This window comes from Roseovarius mucosus DSM 17069 (genome assembly GCF_000768555.3).
Lineage (GTDB): Bacteria > Pseudomonadota > Alphaproteobacteria > Rhodobacterales > Rhodobacteraceae > Roseovarius > Roseovarius mucosus.
The window spans coordinates 315,506-331,098 of sequence record NZ_KN293976.1; the positions used below are offsets into that span (position 1 = coordinate 315,506).

The 15,593-nt window shown below is 60.8% G+C and carries 12 protein-coding genes and 1 pseudogene; 6 read left to right on the forward strand and 7 right to left on the reverse strand.

All coding sequences use genetic code 11. From position 1 onward, the window contains the following. Nucleotides 1-22 precede the first annotated feature (22 nt). The 6 genes from ROSMUC_RS05430 to ROSMUC_RS05455 all read left to right on the forward strand — a co-directional run bounded on the left by ROSMUC_RS05430 (nucleotide 23) and on the right by ROSMUC_RS05455 (nucleotide 6,529). The gene (locus ROSMUC_RS05430) at nucleotides 23-652 is read left to right on the forward strand and encodes an SCO family protein (RefSeq protein WP_037270381.1); all 630 of its coding nucleotides are present in this window, start codon (nucleotides 23-25) and stop codon (nucleotides 650-652) included. A 75-nt stretch (nucleotides 653-727) separates the two neighbouring features. Then, nucleotides 728-1,279: an ActR/PrrA/RegA family redox response regulator transcription factor gene (locus tag ROSMUC_RS05435; RefSeq protein ID WP_037270382.1), complete on the forward strand. Its 552-nt coding sequence runs from the start codon at nucleotides 728-730 to the stop codon at nucleotides 1,277-1,279. Between the two features lie 163 nt (nucleotides 1,280-1,442). Then, nucleotides 1,443-2,429, forward strand: a complete 987-nt coding sequence (locus ROSMUC_RS05440) for a glycosyltransferase family 2 protein (protein WP_037270384.1) — start codon at nucleotides 1,443-1,445, stop codon at nucleotides 2,427-2,429. Nucleotides 2,430-2,454: 25 nt separating this feature from the next. Beyond that, nucleotides 2,455-4,155, forward strand: coding sequence for a DUF5927 domain-containing protein (locus ROSMUC_RS05445; RefSeq protein WP_037270386.1), 1,701 nt, complete (start codon nucleotides 2,455-2,457; stop codon nucleotides 4,153-4,155). A gap of 6 nt (nucleotides 4,156-4,161) precedes the next feature. Continuing rightward, entirely contained in the window at nucleotides 4,162-5,589 is a 1,428-nt protein-coding gene (locus tag ROSMUC_RS05450; protein ID WP_037270388.1) for a sulfotransferase family 2 domain-containing protein, read from the forward strand. A gap of 97 nt (nucleotides 5,590-5,686) precedes the next feature. Next, nucleotides 5,687-6,529 (forward strand): CE1 family esterase, encoded by an 843-nt coding sequence (locus ROSMUC_RS05455; protein ID WP_037270390.1) that lies wholly within the window; start codon nucleotides 5,687-5,689, stop codon nucleotides 6,527-6,529. Between the two features lie 3 nt (nucleotides 6,530-6,532). Here the strand turns inward: ROSMUC_RS05455 and mdoH are convergent, their stop codons facing one another. The 7 genes and pseudogenes from mdoH to ROSMUC_RS05490 form a co-directional block, all read right to left on the reverse strand. Beyond that, complete coding sequence (gene mdoH, locus ROSMUC_RS05460; protein ID WP_037270391.1) at nucleotides 6,533-8,416, reverse strand: glucans biosynthesis glucosyltransferase MdoH; 1,884 nt, start codon at nucleotides 8,414-8,416, stop codon at nucleotides 6,533-6,535. Continuing rightward, on the reverse strand, nucleotides 8,404-9,924 hold the full coding sequence (locus ROSMUC_RS05465) for an OpgD/OpgG family glucan biosynthesis protein (protein WP_245875118.1): 1,521 nt from the start codon (nucleotides 9,922-9,924) through the stop codon (nucleotides 8,404-8,406). Before ROSMUC_RS05465 ends, mdoH begins: the two co-directional genes overlap by 13 nt. Then, entirely contained in the window at nucleotides 9,906-11,138 is a 1,233-nt protein-coding gene (locus ROSMUC_RS05470) for an OpgC family protein (RefSeq protein WP_037270393.1), read from the reverse strand. Before ROSMUC_RS05470 ends, ROSMUC_RS05465 begins: the two co-directional genes overlap by 19 nt. A gap of 36 nt (nucleotides 11,139-11,174) precedes the next feature. Continuing rightward, on the reverse strand, nucleotides 11,175-12,551 hold the full coding sequence (locus ROSMUC_RS05475; protein WP_037270395.1) for a tetratricopeptide repeat protein: 1,377 nt from the start codon (nucleotides 12,549-12,551) through the stop codon (nucleotides 11,175-11,177). Nucleotides 12,552-12,756: 205 nt separating this feature from the next. Continuing rightward, nucleotides 12,757-13,227 carry a DUF302 domain-containing protein gene (locus ROSMUC_RS05480; RefSeq protein ID WP_037270466.1) on the reverse strand — a complete coding sequence of 157 codons (471 nt, stop codon included), beginning with the start codon at nucleotides 13,225-13,227 and terminating at the stop codon, nucleotides 12,757-12,759. A gap of 77 nt (nucleotides 13,228-13,304) precedes the next feature. Continuing rightward, entirely contained in the window at nucleotides 13,305-14,480 is a 1,176-nt protein-coding gene (locus ROSMUC_RS05485) for a CaiB/BaiF CoA transferase family protein (protein WP_037270468.1), read from the reverse strand. Nucleotides 14,481-14,490: 10 nt separating this feature from the next. Beyond that, nucleotides 14,491-15,593: pseudogene (locus tag ROSMUC_RS05490) on the reverse strand (thiamine pyrophosphate-binding protein); the annotation flags it as partial.

The following is a 15,593-nucleotide window of genomic DNA, read 5'->3' on the forward strand; positions in this document are numbered from 1 at the left end:
CCCACGAACGCAAGGATATCCCATGACCCGCTTGATCGCCATCGCCGCTGGATTAGTCGCCATCGTCGGGCTTGGGATCACCTATGCCATGACCATGATGCAGGGTGAGGACGACCAGTTTGCGCAGTGCCGGGCGTCGAATGTCGCCGGCGGCGCATCGCAGATCGGCGGTGCGTTTACGCTTGTCAGCGAAACCGGCGAGACCGTGACCGACAAAGAGGTGATCGACCAGCCCTCGCTGATCTATTTTGGCTATACGTTCTGTCCCGATGTCTGCCCGCTCGACAATACGCGCAATGCCGAGGCGGTGGATCTGCTCGAGGACCGTGGTGAAATGGTCAAGCCGGTGTTCATCTCGATTGATCCCAAGCGGGACACGCCCGAGGTCATGGCGGAATACACCGACTATGTGCACCCCCGCCTGCTGGGCCTCACGGGCAGCGAAGAGCAGGTGCGCGCCGCCTCAAAGGCCTATCGCACGTTTTTCCAAGCGCATCAGCCGACCGAGGGCGAAGAGGATTTCTATCTCGTGGACCATTCAACGATGACCTATCTGTCCCTTCCCGAGCATGGCTTTGTCGAGTTTTTCCGCCGTGACGTGACCGCAGAGCAAATGGCTGATCGCGTTCAATGTTTTCTTGACGCTCGCTAGAATAGCGCGTTTGTTTGACGCAGGTCAGGCTGCGGGCTAGAACCTGTGTCAGAATGGCGGAGCGGGAGGGACGGCATGACCGACGAGATACAGGATATCGGTGAAGATAGGTCTCTTCTGCTTGTGGATGATGACGAGGCGTTTCTAAAACGTCTCGCCAAGGCGATGGAGAAGCGCGGTTTCGAGGTTGAAACGGCAGGATCGGTCGCGGCCGGGCGCGCGATTGCCACGGCGCGCCCCCCCGCCTACGCGGTTTGCGATTTGCGGCTTGAGGATGGCAACGGGCTCGACGTGGTCGAGGTGATCCGCGAAAAACGCCCCGACAGCCGGATCGTGGTGCTGACGGGCTATGGTGCGATTGCCACCGCTGTTGCGGCGGTCAAAATCGGGGCCACGGATTACCTGTCCAAGCCAGCGGATGCCACCGACATCACCAACGCCCTCTTGGCCAATGGCGCCGACCTGCCGCCGCCGCCCGAAAACCCGATGAGCGCCGATAGGGTGCGATGGGAGCATATCCAGCGGGTTTATGAACTTTGTGATCGCAACGTGAGCGAAACCGCTCGTCGCCTCAATATGCACCGCCGCACCTTGCAGCGCATCCTCGCCAAGCGGTCGCCCAAGTAAGTTTGCACCGCACCGGGGTGCGATTTGATCATTTAGCGTCAACAGACTATATTTTTAGCTAAGATTGTTTCTCAAAAGCCCGTATTAAATGTTGAGGAATAATTTAAGGCCGTTCCGGGCAGGCAACAGGACGTGATTTTTGGGGGCATGGCAGTCATATCGGATGCGGTTGCGGCGCAAACGGGCGAAGATTCGCGCGTTTCGCAAGCATTTTTCGCTTAATCCGGTGATCAACCGCACCGATCGGATCAAGCCGGGCGATGTGTTGTTATTTTCAACCATGCGTGACGAGCATATTCGCCTGCCCTATTTCCTGCGCTATTACCGCGAATTGGGGATTTCGCACTTTCTGATCGTGGATAATGACAGCACCGATGGCGGCGCGGAATATCTGGCGGCGCAAGAGGATGTGTCGCTATGGTCAACCAAATCGAGCTACAAGCGCGCGCGGTTCGGGGTGGATTGGCTTAACTGGCTCCAGGGAAAATATGGCCATGGCCATTGGACGCTGGTCGTCGATCCTGATGAATTCTTCATCTATCCGTTCTGCGATACGCGCCCCATTCGGGCGCTGACCGATTGGCTGGATACCTCTCAGGTCAAATCCTTTGGCGCGATGCTGCTCGATATGTATCCCAAGGGGCGGATTGATGCGGTTCCCTATCAGCCGGGGCAAAACCCGATAGAGATTGCCGCATGGTTCGATCCCGGTAATTACATCATCGAAAAGAATAAGTTTTACGGCAATCTCTGGATTCAGGGCGGGCCGCGGGCGCGGGTGTTTTTCCCGGACAACCCCAAAAAGGCGCCGGCGCTGAACAAGACACCGCTGGTGCGGTGGGACAGGCGCTATGCCTATGAAAGCTCGACCCATATGATCCTGCCGCGCGGTCTGAACCTGACCTATGACGAATGGGGCGGGGAAAAGGCGAGTGGCATCCTGCTCCATGCCAAGTTTCTGGACACCTTTACCGTCAAGGCGGCAGAGGAACTGACCCGCCGCCAGCATTATTCCGGCAGCGTCGAATACAAGGCCTATGCAGAGTTGGTGAAGGACAATCCCGAACTTTGGTGCAAATGGTCGGAAAAATATATAAACTGGCGACAATTAGAAATTCTCGGGTTGATGTCCAAGGGGAACTGGGCATGAGCACGGGGACGGGAACAGGGACAGAATGAGCGTCGGCATCATCATGCTGGTTCATACGGCCTTTGGTCGCGCCGAACAGGTGGCGCGCCACTGGGCGGCCTCAGGCTGTCCGCTGGTTATCCACGTCGACAAGGCAGTCCCACGCAAGACCTACAATGCCTTTGTGCAGGCGCTCTCGGATATGAGCGATGTGCGCTTTGCCCCGCGCCATCGGTGTGAGTGGGGCACCTGGGGGCTGGTCGCGGCAACGCAAGGGGCCGCTGAGATCATGCTGCGCGACTTCAAAGCGGTGCGGCATGTGTATCTTGCCTCTGGTTCGTGCCTCCCGTTGCGCCCGGTGCAAGAGTTGATCGATTATCTGGGAAAGCGGCCACATACCGATTTCATCGAGAGCGCCACAACGGCGGACGTGCCTTGGACCATCGGCGGCTTGGATCAAGAGCGATTCACGCTGAGGTTTCCATTTTCCTGGCGTAAGAACCGCTTTCTCTTTGACAAATACGTCGCGCTTCAACGGCTGGTGCGGTTCAAGCGGCGCATTCCCAACGGTATCGTGCCGCATATGGGAAGCCAGTGGTGGTGTCTGACGCGGCAAACGCTATCCGCCATTCTGGAAGACCCGGAGAGGCGGATCTATGACCGTTACTTCTCCAAGGTGTGGATTCCCGACGAGAGCTATTTTCAGACCCTGGCGCGGCAATATTCTCGCCAAATCGAGAGCCGGTCACTGACGCTGTCGAAATTCGACTATCAGGGCAAGCCACATATTTTCTATGATGATCACCTGCAACTCTTGCGGCGCTCCGACTGTTTTGTCGCGCGCAAGATCTGGCCCTTTGCCGACCGTCTTTATGAGGCGTTCTTGACCGATCAGGCCAGTGCGATGAAGCGCACGGAACCGAACCCCGGCAAGATCGACCGCATTTTCGCCAAGGCGGTGGAGCGGCGCACGCGTGGGCGCCCCGGTCTCTATATGCAGAGCCGGTTTCCGGTCGAGGGGCGCGAGAACGGACTAACCTGCGCACCCTATTCGGTGTTCGAGGGTTTCAGCGATCTTTTCGAGAATTTCGAGCCGTGGCTGGCACGGATGACCGGCATGCGGGTGCACGGCCATCTCTTTGCGCCGGAACGGGCCGAATTTTCCGACGGGCAGATGGTGATGAACGGGGCGCTGTCAGACAGTGCCGCGCTGCGCGATTACAACCCGCGCGCCTTTCTGGCCAATCTGATCTGGAACACGCGCGGCGAGCGGCAATGTTTCCAGATGGGACCGCGCGATGTCCTGACGGATATCGAGTGGGATATTGTCCGCGATCCCAACGCGCAGGTTTCGGTGATTTCGGGGGCTTGGGCCGTACCACTCTTCAAATCCAACGCCAATTTCTCGGACATCCGGCGCGAGGCGGCACAGTTGCAGCGGATAGAGAGCAAGCATCTGGAGGTGCTGCGCTCGCAATGGATCAAGGCGCGGGTGCGCATCTGGACCATGGCCGAATTCATCGAGGCCCCGATGGAGCCATTGCAAACCATCATCGACGAGATTGGCCAGCAGAACCTGCGCGGTTTGGCCGAGGTGCCGCGCATGGCCGATCTGACCGGCTTTGGTCAATTCCTGCAAAACCTCAAGAATCAAGGGATGCACCCCTATGTGATGGGGGATTTTCCGGTGGAGCAGGGGATGAACGAACCGCAGAACAATCCCCGCAAACCCTATCTTGTGCGATAAGGCCGAATGACAGGCAATTTTGATTATTTCGTGGTGTTCGCAGAGATGCGCACCGGGTCCAATTTTCTTGAAAGCAACCTGAATGCCTTTGACGGGATCGAATGCCATGGCGAGGCGTTCAATCCGCATTTCATCGGCTATCCCAACAAGACAGAGCTCTTGGGGTTGACCCAAGCTGAGCGGGACGAGGTGCCAGAGCGGTTGATCGGCGCAATCAAGGGGCAATCGCAAGGCATCGGCGGGTTTCGCTATTTCCACGATCACGACCCGCGCATTCTGGATCTGATGCTGGACGATCCGCGCTGCGCCAAGATCATCCTGACGCGCAACCCAGTCGAAAGCTATGTGTCGTGGAAAATCGCGCAGGCGACTGGGCAATGGAAACTGACCAACGTCAAACGCCGTCGGGACAGCAAGATCACCTTTGATCCGGCCGAGTTCGAGCTGCATGTGGGCCGGTTGCAGGCGTTTCAGGTGTTGCTGCTAAACCGGCTGCAAGCGGCGGGGCAGACGGCATTTTACGTGGCATATGAGGATTTGCAGAGCCTTGAGGTGATGAACGGTCTGGCGCGCTACCTGGGCTGTGAGACGCGGCTAGAGGCGCTCGATGCTTCGCTCAAGAAGCAGAACCCCGAGCCACTGGAAAGCAAGGTCGAGAATTTCACGGAGATGGAGCGGGCACTGGCGGGGCTCGATCCGTTCAACCTGACGCGCACCCCCAATTTCGAGCCGCGACGCGGCGCGGCCGTGCCCGGATTCGTCAGCGCGGCACGCGCGCCATTGCTCTATATGCCGGTGCGCTCCGGCCCCGAGGCAGAGGTCTGTGCGTGGCTCGCGTCACTGGACAATGTGCCGGTCGAGACATTGCCCACCAAGCTCAATCAAAAGGCGCTGCGGCAATGGATGCGGCGCAAGCCGGGGCATCGGCGCTTTACCGTGTTGCGACACCCGGTGGCACGCGCGCATGCTGCCTTTTGCGACAAAATCCTGATCAAGGGACCGGGATGCTATCGCGACATTCGCCGCACGCTGCGCAATTTTCACAAACTGCCGATTCCCCAAGGGGATTTGGATGCGAGTTATGATCGCGATGCACACCGGCTGGCCTTTGCGGCCTTTTTGCGGTTTCTCAAGGCCAATCTGGCGGGACAAACCGGCATAAGGGTGGATGCACATTGGGCAACACAGGCCGCCGTGCTGGAGGGGCTGGCGGACTTCGCCCCGCCCGACATGGTGGTGCGGGAAAGTGAAATGGCGGGGTATCTGACTGCCTTGGCACGGCAGGTCGGCTATTCCAAGGCCCCTTCCCCGGCCAACGCGCGCGACACCGCACCCTATCCACTGGCCGAGATCTACGATGCCGAAATCGAGGCTCTGACGCGCGAAGCCTATTTGCGCGACTACATGACCTTTGGTTTCGGCGATTGGGCGTAAATGCGCCAAGCCTCACGCAAGGGTGACGCCGGCGCCCTGTGCAGGGGCCGGGGAATATGGGAGACTTGGTGCAGCAATCCTTTGACTGGAGCCTCCGATGCGCCTTGTTTCTGCTCTTGCGCTCTGCCTGTTGTTCGCCGGGCCGCTAGAGGCCGCCCAGCCCTGCGGTGATCCCGACACGCCCTGCGAGACAGCGACAGGCAGCTATCACATCGCCCTGCCCGAAGGGCCGGGCCCCTACCCGGTGATGATCTTTTTGCATGGGCATGGCGGGCGCGGCGGACCGATGGTCGAGGGTGCCACCGCACGGGATGCCACAGCGCGCGGCTATGCCTATATCGCGCCCAACGGGCTGATCCGTATGGGGCGCACACGCCCCAGCTGGAATTTCCACCCGGATTTTCCGGGACAGCGCGATGAGGCGGCGTTCCTGCAAGAGGTGATGCAGGATGCCGCCGCACGCTTTGACATTGATCCAAAACGCAGTCTCTTGGCCGGGTTTTCCATTGGCGGGTCTCTTACCAGCTATATCGCCTGCGCCACGCCGGACGCCTTCAGCGCCTATGCCCCAGTGTCCGGCAGCTTTTGGCGACCGCATCCGACAGGCTGCGCCGGGCCTGTGCGGCTATTGCATACGCATGGCTGGCGCGACGAAGTGGTGCCGCTCGAGGGGCGCGTGATCCGTCAGGTCATGGGGCGTGATTTTGCCCAGGGTGACGTGTTTCATGCCATGAGCCTGTGGCGCGCGGCCAATGGCTGTGACAATTACCGCGCCGACAGGTTCGAAACCTCGGGCGATTTCCTGCGCCGAAGTTGGACCCGCTGCGCCCCCGGTTCCGCGCTAGAGTTCGTGCTGTTCGACGGGGGGCATAGCGTGCCGAAAGGCTGGTCCACGATGGCGCTCGACTGGTTCGAGACGCTCAAGGGACCCGGCCAGTAGCTGTTACTCGGCGGCGATGGGCGGGCTCTCGGGATGGCGGAACATCATCCGGTGATTGCGCGCCAATTGCAGGATGGGCGGGGTATCGACCATCTCGGGCGTGGCCATCAGGGACGCAAGGCCACGACGCTGATCCAGCCGCAGGCCCGACACCATCGAGAGCGGCACGGCGGCAACCAGGCTCACCGCAATCGGCAAAAGCCAGAGCGATACCACCCCCGCCGCCATACCGAGCACCAGAAGCGCACCGCTGACGGTTTCGAGCGCATGAAACTTGAGGACGGTGCGCGGGCTGTAATCGCCGCCTTTGCGCGCTTGCGGCGACCAGGTGGGACGAATGCCGATCACGGTGCGCAGCACCGCAACCACCTGTTGCACCATCATGATCGGCGAAAAGAGGATCGACAGCAGCACTTCGACCAGCAGCGAGAGGGCAAATCGTGCCCCGCCGCCATAGCGCTGCATTTTCTGCTCGGTGAGGCCAAGCGAAAGCGCGCCCAGCATCTTGGGCGCAAGCAGCATCCCATACATGAACAGCAGAATGAGCACGGAACTGACCCGGCTCATTTCTGGCCAGACCGGATAGAGTGGGTTTTCCATCGAGAAATAGGTGATGACGCTGTCTTGGCCATTCCCCAAGATAGCCCAGATCACCAGAAGGCCGAACCACGCGGGCGAGAGCAGATAGCTCATAGCGCCGTGGAAAAGATGAAAGCGAGAGACCGGATGTAGGCCGCGCGTCGCCAGAAGGCGGAGGTGTTGAAGATTGCCATGGCACCAGCGGCGATCACGCAGCGCATAGTCGATCAGGGTGGCGGGCGGCTCTTCAAAGCTGCCGGGAATGGAGGGAAGGAACCGCACCGCCCAGCCGGCACGGCGCAAAAGGCCCGCCTCGACGAAATCATGACTAAGGATTAGCCCACCCTTGCCGCGCAGCGACGGCATGCGCGGCAGGCCCGCGCAATCCGCAAAGGCGCGGGTGCGCAGGATGGCGTTATGGCCCCAATAGTTGCCTTCGGAGCCTGTCCATCCCGCCAGCCCCTGAGACAGAAGCATCCCGTAGACGGAGGCCGAGAATTGCTGCATCCGGCCAAAGAGCGTGTCAGACCCCACCACCAGCGGGGCCGACTGAATAAGCCCTGCGGTCGGATCAAGCGACATCTCGTCAGAGAGGGCGATGACCGCCTCGGGGCTCATCAGGCTATCGGCGTCCAGCACAAGCATCGCCTCATAGGCACCGCCCCAGTTTTCCAGCCATTGCGCGATGTTGCCCACCTTGCGTTCGGTGTTCTGCACCCGCCTGCGGTACCAGACCGGGGCATCGGGCGGCATGGTGGCGCGCAGCGTGGCATACGCGCGCTGCTCGGTCAGGGCGATGTCACTGTCCTGCGTGTCGGACAGGATAAAGAGCTCGAACCGATGCGCACTGCGCGCCGCGCGCAAGGCGCTCATCATGGCGCTGGCATTGCCAAAGACTTCGGCAGTGTCCTCATTGTAGATCGGCACAAGCAGCGCCACGCGCAGCGGCGCGGGCGTGGCCCCGATGCGGGTGCCTTTCTGTTTGAGATGAACGGCAAGGCCAAGCGTCGCCGTGCCCATCGCCAGAGCGATCCAAAAGAAGGTGGCGACCACAAAGGCCAGCAGCACCCATTCCAGCCACCAGATGCCATTGGTCGACAACCAATCTCCAAAGGCCCAGGCCAGGGCCCCCGTCGTGATGACGGCCGGCAGAAACGCCGCCAGACGCCGCCACTGGAACACGGCAGAAGGTTTCCAGACCGGCGCACTGGGGTCTCGATAGGCGTGACGCAGGCTCTGGACCGGATGGGCCAGAGGCGCAGGCGCGGGCATCAGCCCGGTGCCGGGAAAGGGGGTCAGACTGTCCATCGGTAAAGCCAGACTTCGGACACGGCCTGTCCTTGGTGATAGAGTTGCGCACGCATTTCCGACGCCTCGGCATCGCCGGGATCAAAGGAAAACACCAGCCGCGGTCCGTCTGTTTCCGGATTGCGCTGAATTTGGGGGACAGACGTTTCAAAGGTATTGGCCCTGACGTAAGCGACCAACTCCTCATAATCATCGGGCAAGGCGGGATGCGGGGCAAAGTCGATGACCACGACCTTGTGATCATTATGAGCAAAGCCCTTGCCAAGGCGGGTATTCAGCACCGGCGTCACCGGCTTGGTCGCCTCGATCTGGTCGGTCCAGGTCATGCGATAGCTGAACGCGTGTTCAGAGCCCTCCGCAAGAGGTGTCCGGGGTTTCCAATAGACCACGATATTGTCGTAGATTTCCTTGTCCGTCGGGATTTCGACCAACGTTACCGCACCCTGTCCCCAATCTTCGCCGGGCGTAATCCAGAGGCTGGGGCGCTCATGGTAATGCGCCTCGAGATCCTCGAAGTTTGAGAATGCGCGCTCGCGTTGTGCCAGGCCGAAACCCTTGGGGTTATCATCGACGAAACTGGAAATCTGGATAAAGGTCGGGTTGGCCAAAGGCCTCCAGATCAACTCGCCATTGCCGTTGTGGATGCTGAGCCCGTCACTGTCATGCACGGCGGGGCGGAAATCATCGAACCGGCCACGGTTGGTCTCGTCGAAGTAGAACATCGAGGTCAGCGGCGCGATGCCGACATTCGCAAGCTCCGTGCGCGGCCAGAGGGTGCAGCGCACATCGACCTCTGTCGTGGTGCCACTGGGCCGCAAGGTGAAGTGATAGATGCCTGTGACAGAGGGGCTCTCGAGCAGGGCGTGAACCTTGTGCTCGGTGACCCCCGGTGCCGGCTTCTCGATCCAGAAGCGGGTGAAATCCGGAAACTCCTCGCCATCGGGCGAGGCGGTGTTGAGCGCCAGGCCGCGCGCCGAAAGCCCGTAGACCAGATCGCGCGCGATCACGCGGAAATAGCTCGCCCCCTGGAACACGGCATATTCCTGGAAGAAGCCCGGCTTTTCGATCTCTGCCCGCAGGCGGATCCCGGAATAGCCCAAGGCGTCGTCCACGGGTAGCTCCGGCACGATCTCATGCAGGTCATAGAGTGAAAAATCGAACGGCAGTCTGCGCGCGACGCCATTCTCGACCATGTTGACCTCAACCGCATGCGGGAAATAGAGGCCCGGCGGGAACATGTCGAATTCAAGCGTGGTGTCAGTGCCCGCCCAGATCGCCTTGTCGGTATCGTAGCGAATACCGCGATACTGATCATAGGTCAGTTCCCGCCATGCGTCAGGCACGAACGGGCGCTCTGCATAGGGATTGGCCGCGATCTGGCGGGCCAACTCGTGCAGCATTGCTTCGGAAAAGGCCACGCCCCCCTCTGCCCGGGCCATGCCGGGCCAAAGCGCAAGTGCCGCGATGGATTTCAGAACATCTCGGCGGATCATTTCGCGACCCGCCATGGATGAGATTTAAACCAGGCCGCGATGTAAGCCACCGCGATCAATGCCCCGAACCCGATGAAATTCGCGAGCGTTATGTTCCAGGTAGTGCGTCCGATCTGGTCCATGACAAAGCCCGAAAAGCGGGCGAACACCATGGAGAAGACGAAGACCGCCAGCGATTGCTGCCCGACCTTCAGAATCATTTTGAGCAGAACTCCCCACACATATGAGATGACGCCAGTGCCAGTGGCGCGCAGGCGCATACCACCTTCTCCGGCCGCTGCCCAGCACAGATATGCAAGTGCCAGAAAATGTACATAGCGCAGGATTCCGAAATCGGATTTGTTGAACAGCCCGTTGTTTGCGCCGCGCCAGTCGCGGGCCCAATCAAAGCCGAATTCGCGCACGCCGATGTTGGAAAGCGGGATATTCGCGATGACAATAGCTGCCGCGATGCCGATCAACACGCGATTCACCGGCGGTCTGGGCAACCAGCCGCGCATGAAGGCAAAGCCGGTGAAAAAGATCAGCTGCCAGCCGAACGGGTTGAAGAACCATTCGCGATTCGACCAAGGCTCTGCCGGAAAGGCCAGATGCCATTGGCCGAGGCCCAGTGAGGCAAGGAGAAACTCCTGCGCCATGAGCCACGTCAGCCCCATCGCCGCTGCCACCGCCCAGAGACTGATGCGGCTAAGGGCCACGACAACGGGCATCATCACGAGGATTACCATGTACATCGGCAGGATGTCGAAGTAATTGGGCACATACGTGAGGGTAAAAAGACCCAGAAGCTGCGGACCGGGATCGGCAAAGAACCTCTGGAGGTTCAGGCCGTTTACATAGCTCTTGTCGAAATCACCAATGATGTCAAAGGCCGCAAGCATCGTCGCGATGACAAAGAACATCCCGATATGCGCCCAATAAACCTGCCAGACGCGGTAACCCACACGCCCGGTGCCCAGCGTCCAGCCCGCGCGGTCAAAGGTGCGCCCAAAGGCAATGGCCGAGGCCATGCCCGAGCAGAACACAAAGATTTCGGTGGCATCCGAAAAGCCCCAACGCGCCGGAATCCAGCTTGTGAAGAAATTGCGCGGGGTGTGGGCACACAGGATAATGAACATCGCAAGCCCGCGAAAGAAATCCAGCCGGATGTCGCGCGTGCTGGCGACCGGCTTGACGGCTGCATGGGTGGTTTGGCCATGCGTCATGGACGGATCTGCAACACTCGTCATAACGGTGCCGACTCCTCTTCGTAAATCTGTCGAGACCTATTCCGCCGGCAAACGGTCCGCGTCGTCCCAGTCAACGCGCGAGCGCGAGATAAGTTCCAGACGGGTATTGGCATAGGAATCAAGACGGCCCGCGCGCTGTGTGGCGCGCTCTTGCAAGATATTTTCTGCCTCATCGAGGAATCCGCCGCGAATGGCGGCGTCGATGGTCAGACGTTCAAACACATCGCGTTGCGCGTGACTTCCACCCGCAAGCTGCATCGAGCGGCGCGCGCGGCCAAGGTTGAGAAAGGCGGTCTTGTAATCGCCTTCGCCAAAGGCCTCGAGCCCGGTGGCGGCCGACAGGCCGGGATTGGCCATACGCGCCATCAGTTCGCCCGCGTTGGTCTGTTTGGCGTCGCGGTGCATCCGCGCCAACATCCGTTTGACGGCCATGTCGCGATTGTCACCTACAAGCGCCAACAAATAATGCAGGTCGGCAAAGAGCAGGCAGGCATCTTCGCTGCGCCGCTCGGAAATCTCGGCCAATTCCTCCCAACGGTCGCCGACGTCATGCCCCTCGAGTTCGAGCCGCATCAAGAGGGAGGTGCCGTTGGAAATATCGCGGAAATCGTCGGTCTTGTCGCGGCGAATCTCTGTGTCGTAGAGGTCGAAAACTGCGTCAATCTCACCTTGATCGAGATGCATCAGCGCCTTGTGCCACCAGACATGATAGCGGAAATTGTTGCAATGCGTCCAAGCATGCTCGCGCCCTTCGAGCCAGTTGAGCCCGGCGCGCGCATTGGCGGTCATGTCAAAGACATGCGCAACCGCATGCAGACCCCAGGCATCATCGGGCGACAGGCTGAGGCCAAGACGACCAGCGGTTTCCGCGCGCGCATAATCGCCGGTTTCTTCGAGCGAGAAGGCATGACAGCCAAAGAGATAACCGCGCGCCGGGTTTTTGGCGTCATAGGCGGGCAAAAGTGCCTCAATCGAGGCGCGCATGCCCTTGCCATCGCCAAGGATGAACCGGGTGGCATGGCTGATCTTCATCGCCAGCGCGTCCTCGGGCCAGCGCGTGAGGATCGCCTCCATCTCGCGCACGGTCTCGGACGGACGACCATCGAGCCATGCCCCAAGCGCACGGACATAGCCCGCCTCGCGCGCGGTTGGAACGCTGCGTTGTGCGGCATCGACGGCAGAACGATGTGCCTCCTGCGCGGTTTCGTTCAATTCGCGCCGCCCCAGCATAAGGAAGAATAGCCCCTTGGTGGCATGGGCCATGGCAAAATCCGGCTCTTGGCTAAGAACAGCCCCCAGATATTCAGGGGTCTTGGCGGCATGGGCGAGAAAGGCCAATACCATCTTGTCCCACGCCTCAGCGGCGGTAGGGGATGATATGGTCAACTCATACCCGAATTGATCTGAACGCATGACCCGAAATCCTTTTTCTAGCTCTCACCACAGCTATTTCGGCAAAATATGAAAGCGGCAACACATCCGCCCCTCACCTCACCAAGTCGTTATCGCCAGCTTAACGATTGTGACCGCCAAGTGGCAGGGCAATAGGTGTAATGCACCGGAAAATAGGCGCAATTTCGCTTAGGTGAGGATCACGGGCGTCCGCCCCGCCTCAAAATCATTCAGCGATGGCTGTTTCGGCGACGGTTTTGAAAACATCATCCAGTTCGGACGCAAGCGCCCGGAGGTCATCCCCGCCCTCGTCGAAATAGGGGGTAAAAACCGCCGTCGGCGTCTTGTAGCTGAGGGTTGCGGTGCCGTCGGAATCTTCGGTCACATATAGACGGATCGGGGCCTCGATTCCCGCCGCAACGCTGGCGGCCAGCATGCGGCGCGCATAGTCGTTGCGGTAAAGGCCAAAGATGCGGTTGCCCGGGATAGTTATCCCCTGCCCGCGCGCGCCATCCGAGGCGCTCGCCTGTGTGACAATCGCGATGGGCGCAGTCTTGACCGCTTCGCGCACAGCCTCGACCAATGCGTCAAAGCCTTTGTCGGTGTCGTGGATGACCCAGCCTTCACGCGGTTCCAGTGCTTGTGCTGCGCCAGACAGGAACAGAAAGGCGGTCAGAATTGTCAGAAATCGTTGCATGAAATGGCCCTCCGGCTGCACCCGGAGGGGTAAGGCATCGCCCGAGTCGCAGCAAATCACGTGGCCGCGAGGCGAGGTTACAGATCGCGCCTCAGTGTTGAGAGCACCGCCTCGGTATCCGCCCCGGTCGCAGGCGGAGCAGAACGGTAACTGACCGGCGTGCGCGAAAACTTCAGCGGATTACCAATGAGACGCACCGTGCCTTTGGCGGTATCCGGCGCAGGCATGGTGATGGTCATGCCGCGCGCCTGCGCCTGCTCGGTTTCCAGCGCCTGCCCAATCGTGTTGACCGGCCCCACAGGCACCTTGCGCACCTCGAGACCGTCGATGACATGCGCGGTGGTGCGCGTGGCCAACACCTCGGCGATCATCGGCACAAGAGTATCGCGATGCGCAAGCCGCGCGGTATTGGTGGCATATTGCGGATCGGTGGCCCAATCAGGACGGCCCAGATAATCGCAAAAGCGGGCATATTGGCTGTCATTGCCCACGGCCACGATCACATGGCCATCAAGGGTCGCAAAGACCTGATAGGGCACGATATTGGGATGGGCATTGCCCGCGCGCGTGGGCGAGACCCCGGAGGTGAGATAATTCAGCCCCTGATTGACCAGCCACGCCATCGTGGCATCGACCAGCGCGATGTCGATATGCTGCCCCTCACCTGTGGCGTCACGGTGACGCAGCGCCGCCAGGATCCCGGTCGCTGCATAGAGGCCGCAGACCACATCTGCCACGCCCACGCCAACCTTCATCGGCTCTCCCCCGGCCTCGCCGGTGATCGACATGATGCCGCCATAGCCCTGCGCCATGAGGTCATAACCCGGCTTGTCACGGTTCGGGCCGGTCTGGCCGAAACCGGAAATCGAGCAGTAGACAAGACCCGGATAGGCGGCACAGAGCGTCTCGTGATCAAGACCGTATTTGCGCAAACCGCCGGGTTTGAAATTCTCGATCACCACATCGGCGCGGCCAGCGAGGTCATGCAGCAGGCGCTGCACCTCGGGGTCGGTCAGATCCACCGCCACGGATTTCTTGTTGCGGTTGGACGACATGAAATAGGCCGAGAGATCGGTGGGATTGCCCTCGGCATCCAGCGCAAAGGGCGGCCCCCATTGGCGGGTATCGTCGCCCTCAAGGCTCTCGATCTTGATCACCTCTGCCCCGAGGTCACCCAGGAGCTGCGTACAGGTGGGACCCGCCAGAATACGGCTGAGGTCGAGGATAACGAGACCATCGAGCGGGCCGGGCATGGGCATCTCCTCAGATACGGTTGTCGTAAGAGCCGCGATCTATCTCGGCGGCGATGACGGTAAAGGTGTCAGCCTCTTGCGCGGCCAAGAGGGCGGCGCGCAATTCGGCGCGGTTGGTCACGCGCACGCCATGCCCGCCAAAGGCGCGCCCGATGGCGGCGAAATCGTGATGGCCGAAATCGACCGCCAGATTGACCATCTGCCGCTCGCGCTGCTTCTTTTCGATGAGCGCGAGGCTGGCATCGACAAACACGATGAATATCACCGGAAGTTTGAGTTCCGCCACGGTCGAGAGTTCGCCGGCGACCATAAGGAACCCGGCATCCCCCGAAAAGCTGACAACAGTGGCGTCGGGCGATGCCAGCTTGGCCCCCATCGCCAACGGCACGGCACAGCCCATCGTGCACAGCGCGGTGGATTGCAGCAAGGCGCGAGGGATGTAGCTCGTCCACATCTGCGACAGCAGAATTCGATGCGCGCCGCTATCAACGGTGGCGATGGTATCCTCGGGCAGCACAGCCCGCGCCTCGGCGATGACCCCGGCGGCACCCCAGTCGTCCTCGGTCGGAAAGGCACGCGCCAGCGCCGCACGCGCCGCTGTCACCTCGCCCCCGGCCCAAGTGGCGCGAGGGGGGACACCCTGGGCAATGGCCGCGAGTGAGGGCGCGCAGGCGCCCACAATATTCATTGTCGCCTGATGCATGTATTGATCGTTGGGCACGGCGGCGATGTCGATCACCTTGAGCCTCTGCCGGGTCCCAGATCTCGCGCCAGCCGGGGCGCATTTCAATGGGGTCATAGCCCACGCAGAGGATCAGATCGGCCTCTTGCACCAGCGGCACGAGGATGCCGTCTGCCAAAGGCGACAGACCCGCGCCGCCCAGACAGAGCGGGTGGGTTTCGGGGATGATCCCCTTGGCCTTGTACGTGGTAATGACGGGGATTTTCAGGCGCTCGGCAGTCTCGAGGATTGTGGCGCTCGCCCCTTCGTTGACCGCATCAAGGCCCACGATCATCAACGGGCGCTCGGCCGCCGCCAGCCAATCGCGGGCCGCTTGCGGCGCGGCGGGCTGCATCGGCACGGCATCGGGGCGTCGGCGCAGGCGGGGCGGG

What these genes read in the sequence shown, in the direction of transcription:
- ROSMUC_RS05435 (WP_037270382.1), top strand. Translation starts at nt 728, where the DNA reads ATGACCGACGAGATACAGGATATCGGTGAAGATAGGTCTCTTCTGCTT.
- ROSMUC_RS05440 (WP_037270384.1), top strand. Translation starts at nt 1,443, where the DNA reads ATGCGGTTGCGGCGCAAACGGGCGAAGATTCGCGCGTTTCGCAAGCAT.
- ROSMUC_RS05455 (WP_037270390.1), top strand. Translation starts at nt 5,687, where the DNA reads ATGCGCCTTGTTTCTGCTCTTGCGCTCTGCCTGTTGTTCGCCGGGCCG.
- ROSMUC_RS05470 (WP_037270393.1), bottom strand. Translation starts at nt 11,138, where the DNA reads ATGACGAGTGTTGCAGATCCGTCCATGACGCATGGCCAAACCACCCAT.
- ROSMUC_RS05480 (WP_037270466.1), bottom strand. Translation starts at nt 13,227, where the DNA reads ATGCAACGATTTCTGACAATTCTGACCGCCTTTCTGTTCCTGTCTGGC.
- ROSMUC_RS05465 (WP_245875118.1), bottom strand. Translation starts at nt 9,924, where the DNA reads ATGGCGGGTCGCGAAATGATCCGCCGAGATGTTCTGAAATCCATCGCG.
- ROSMUC_RS05430 (WP_037270381.1), top strand. Translation starts at nt 23, where the DNA reads ATGACCCGCTTGATCGCCATCGCCGCTGGATTAGTCGCCATCGTCGGG.
- ROSMUC_RS05445 (WP_037270386.1), top strand. Translation starts at nt 2,455, where the DNA reads ATGAGCGTCGGCATCATCATGCTGGTTCATACGGCCTTTGGTCGCGCC.
- ROSMUC_RS05485 (WP_037270468.1), bottom strand. Translation starts at nt 14,480, where the DNA reads ATGCCCGGCCCGCTCGATGGTCTCGTTATCCTCGACCTCAGCCGTATT.
- ROSMUC_RS05475 (WP_037270395.1), bottom strand. Translation starts at nt 12,551, where the DNA reads ATGCGTTCAGATCAATTCGGGTATGAGTTGACCATATCATCCCCTACC.
- ROSMUC_RS05450 (WP_037270388.1), top strand. Translation starts at nt 4,162, where the DNA reads ATGACAGGCAATTTTGATTATTTCGTGGTGTTCGCAGAGATGCGCACC.
- mdoH (WP_037270391.1), bottom strand. Translation starts at nt 8,416, where the DNA reads ATGGACAGTCTGACCCCCTTTCCCGGCACCGGGCTGATGCCCGCGCCT.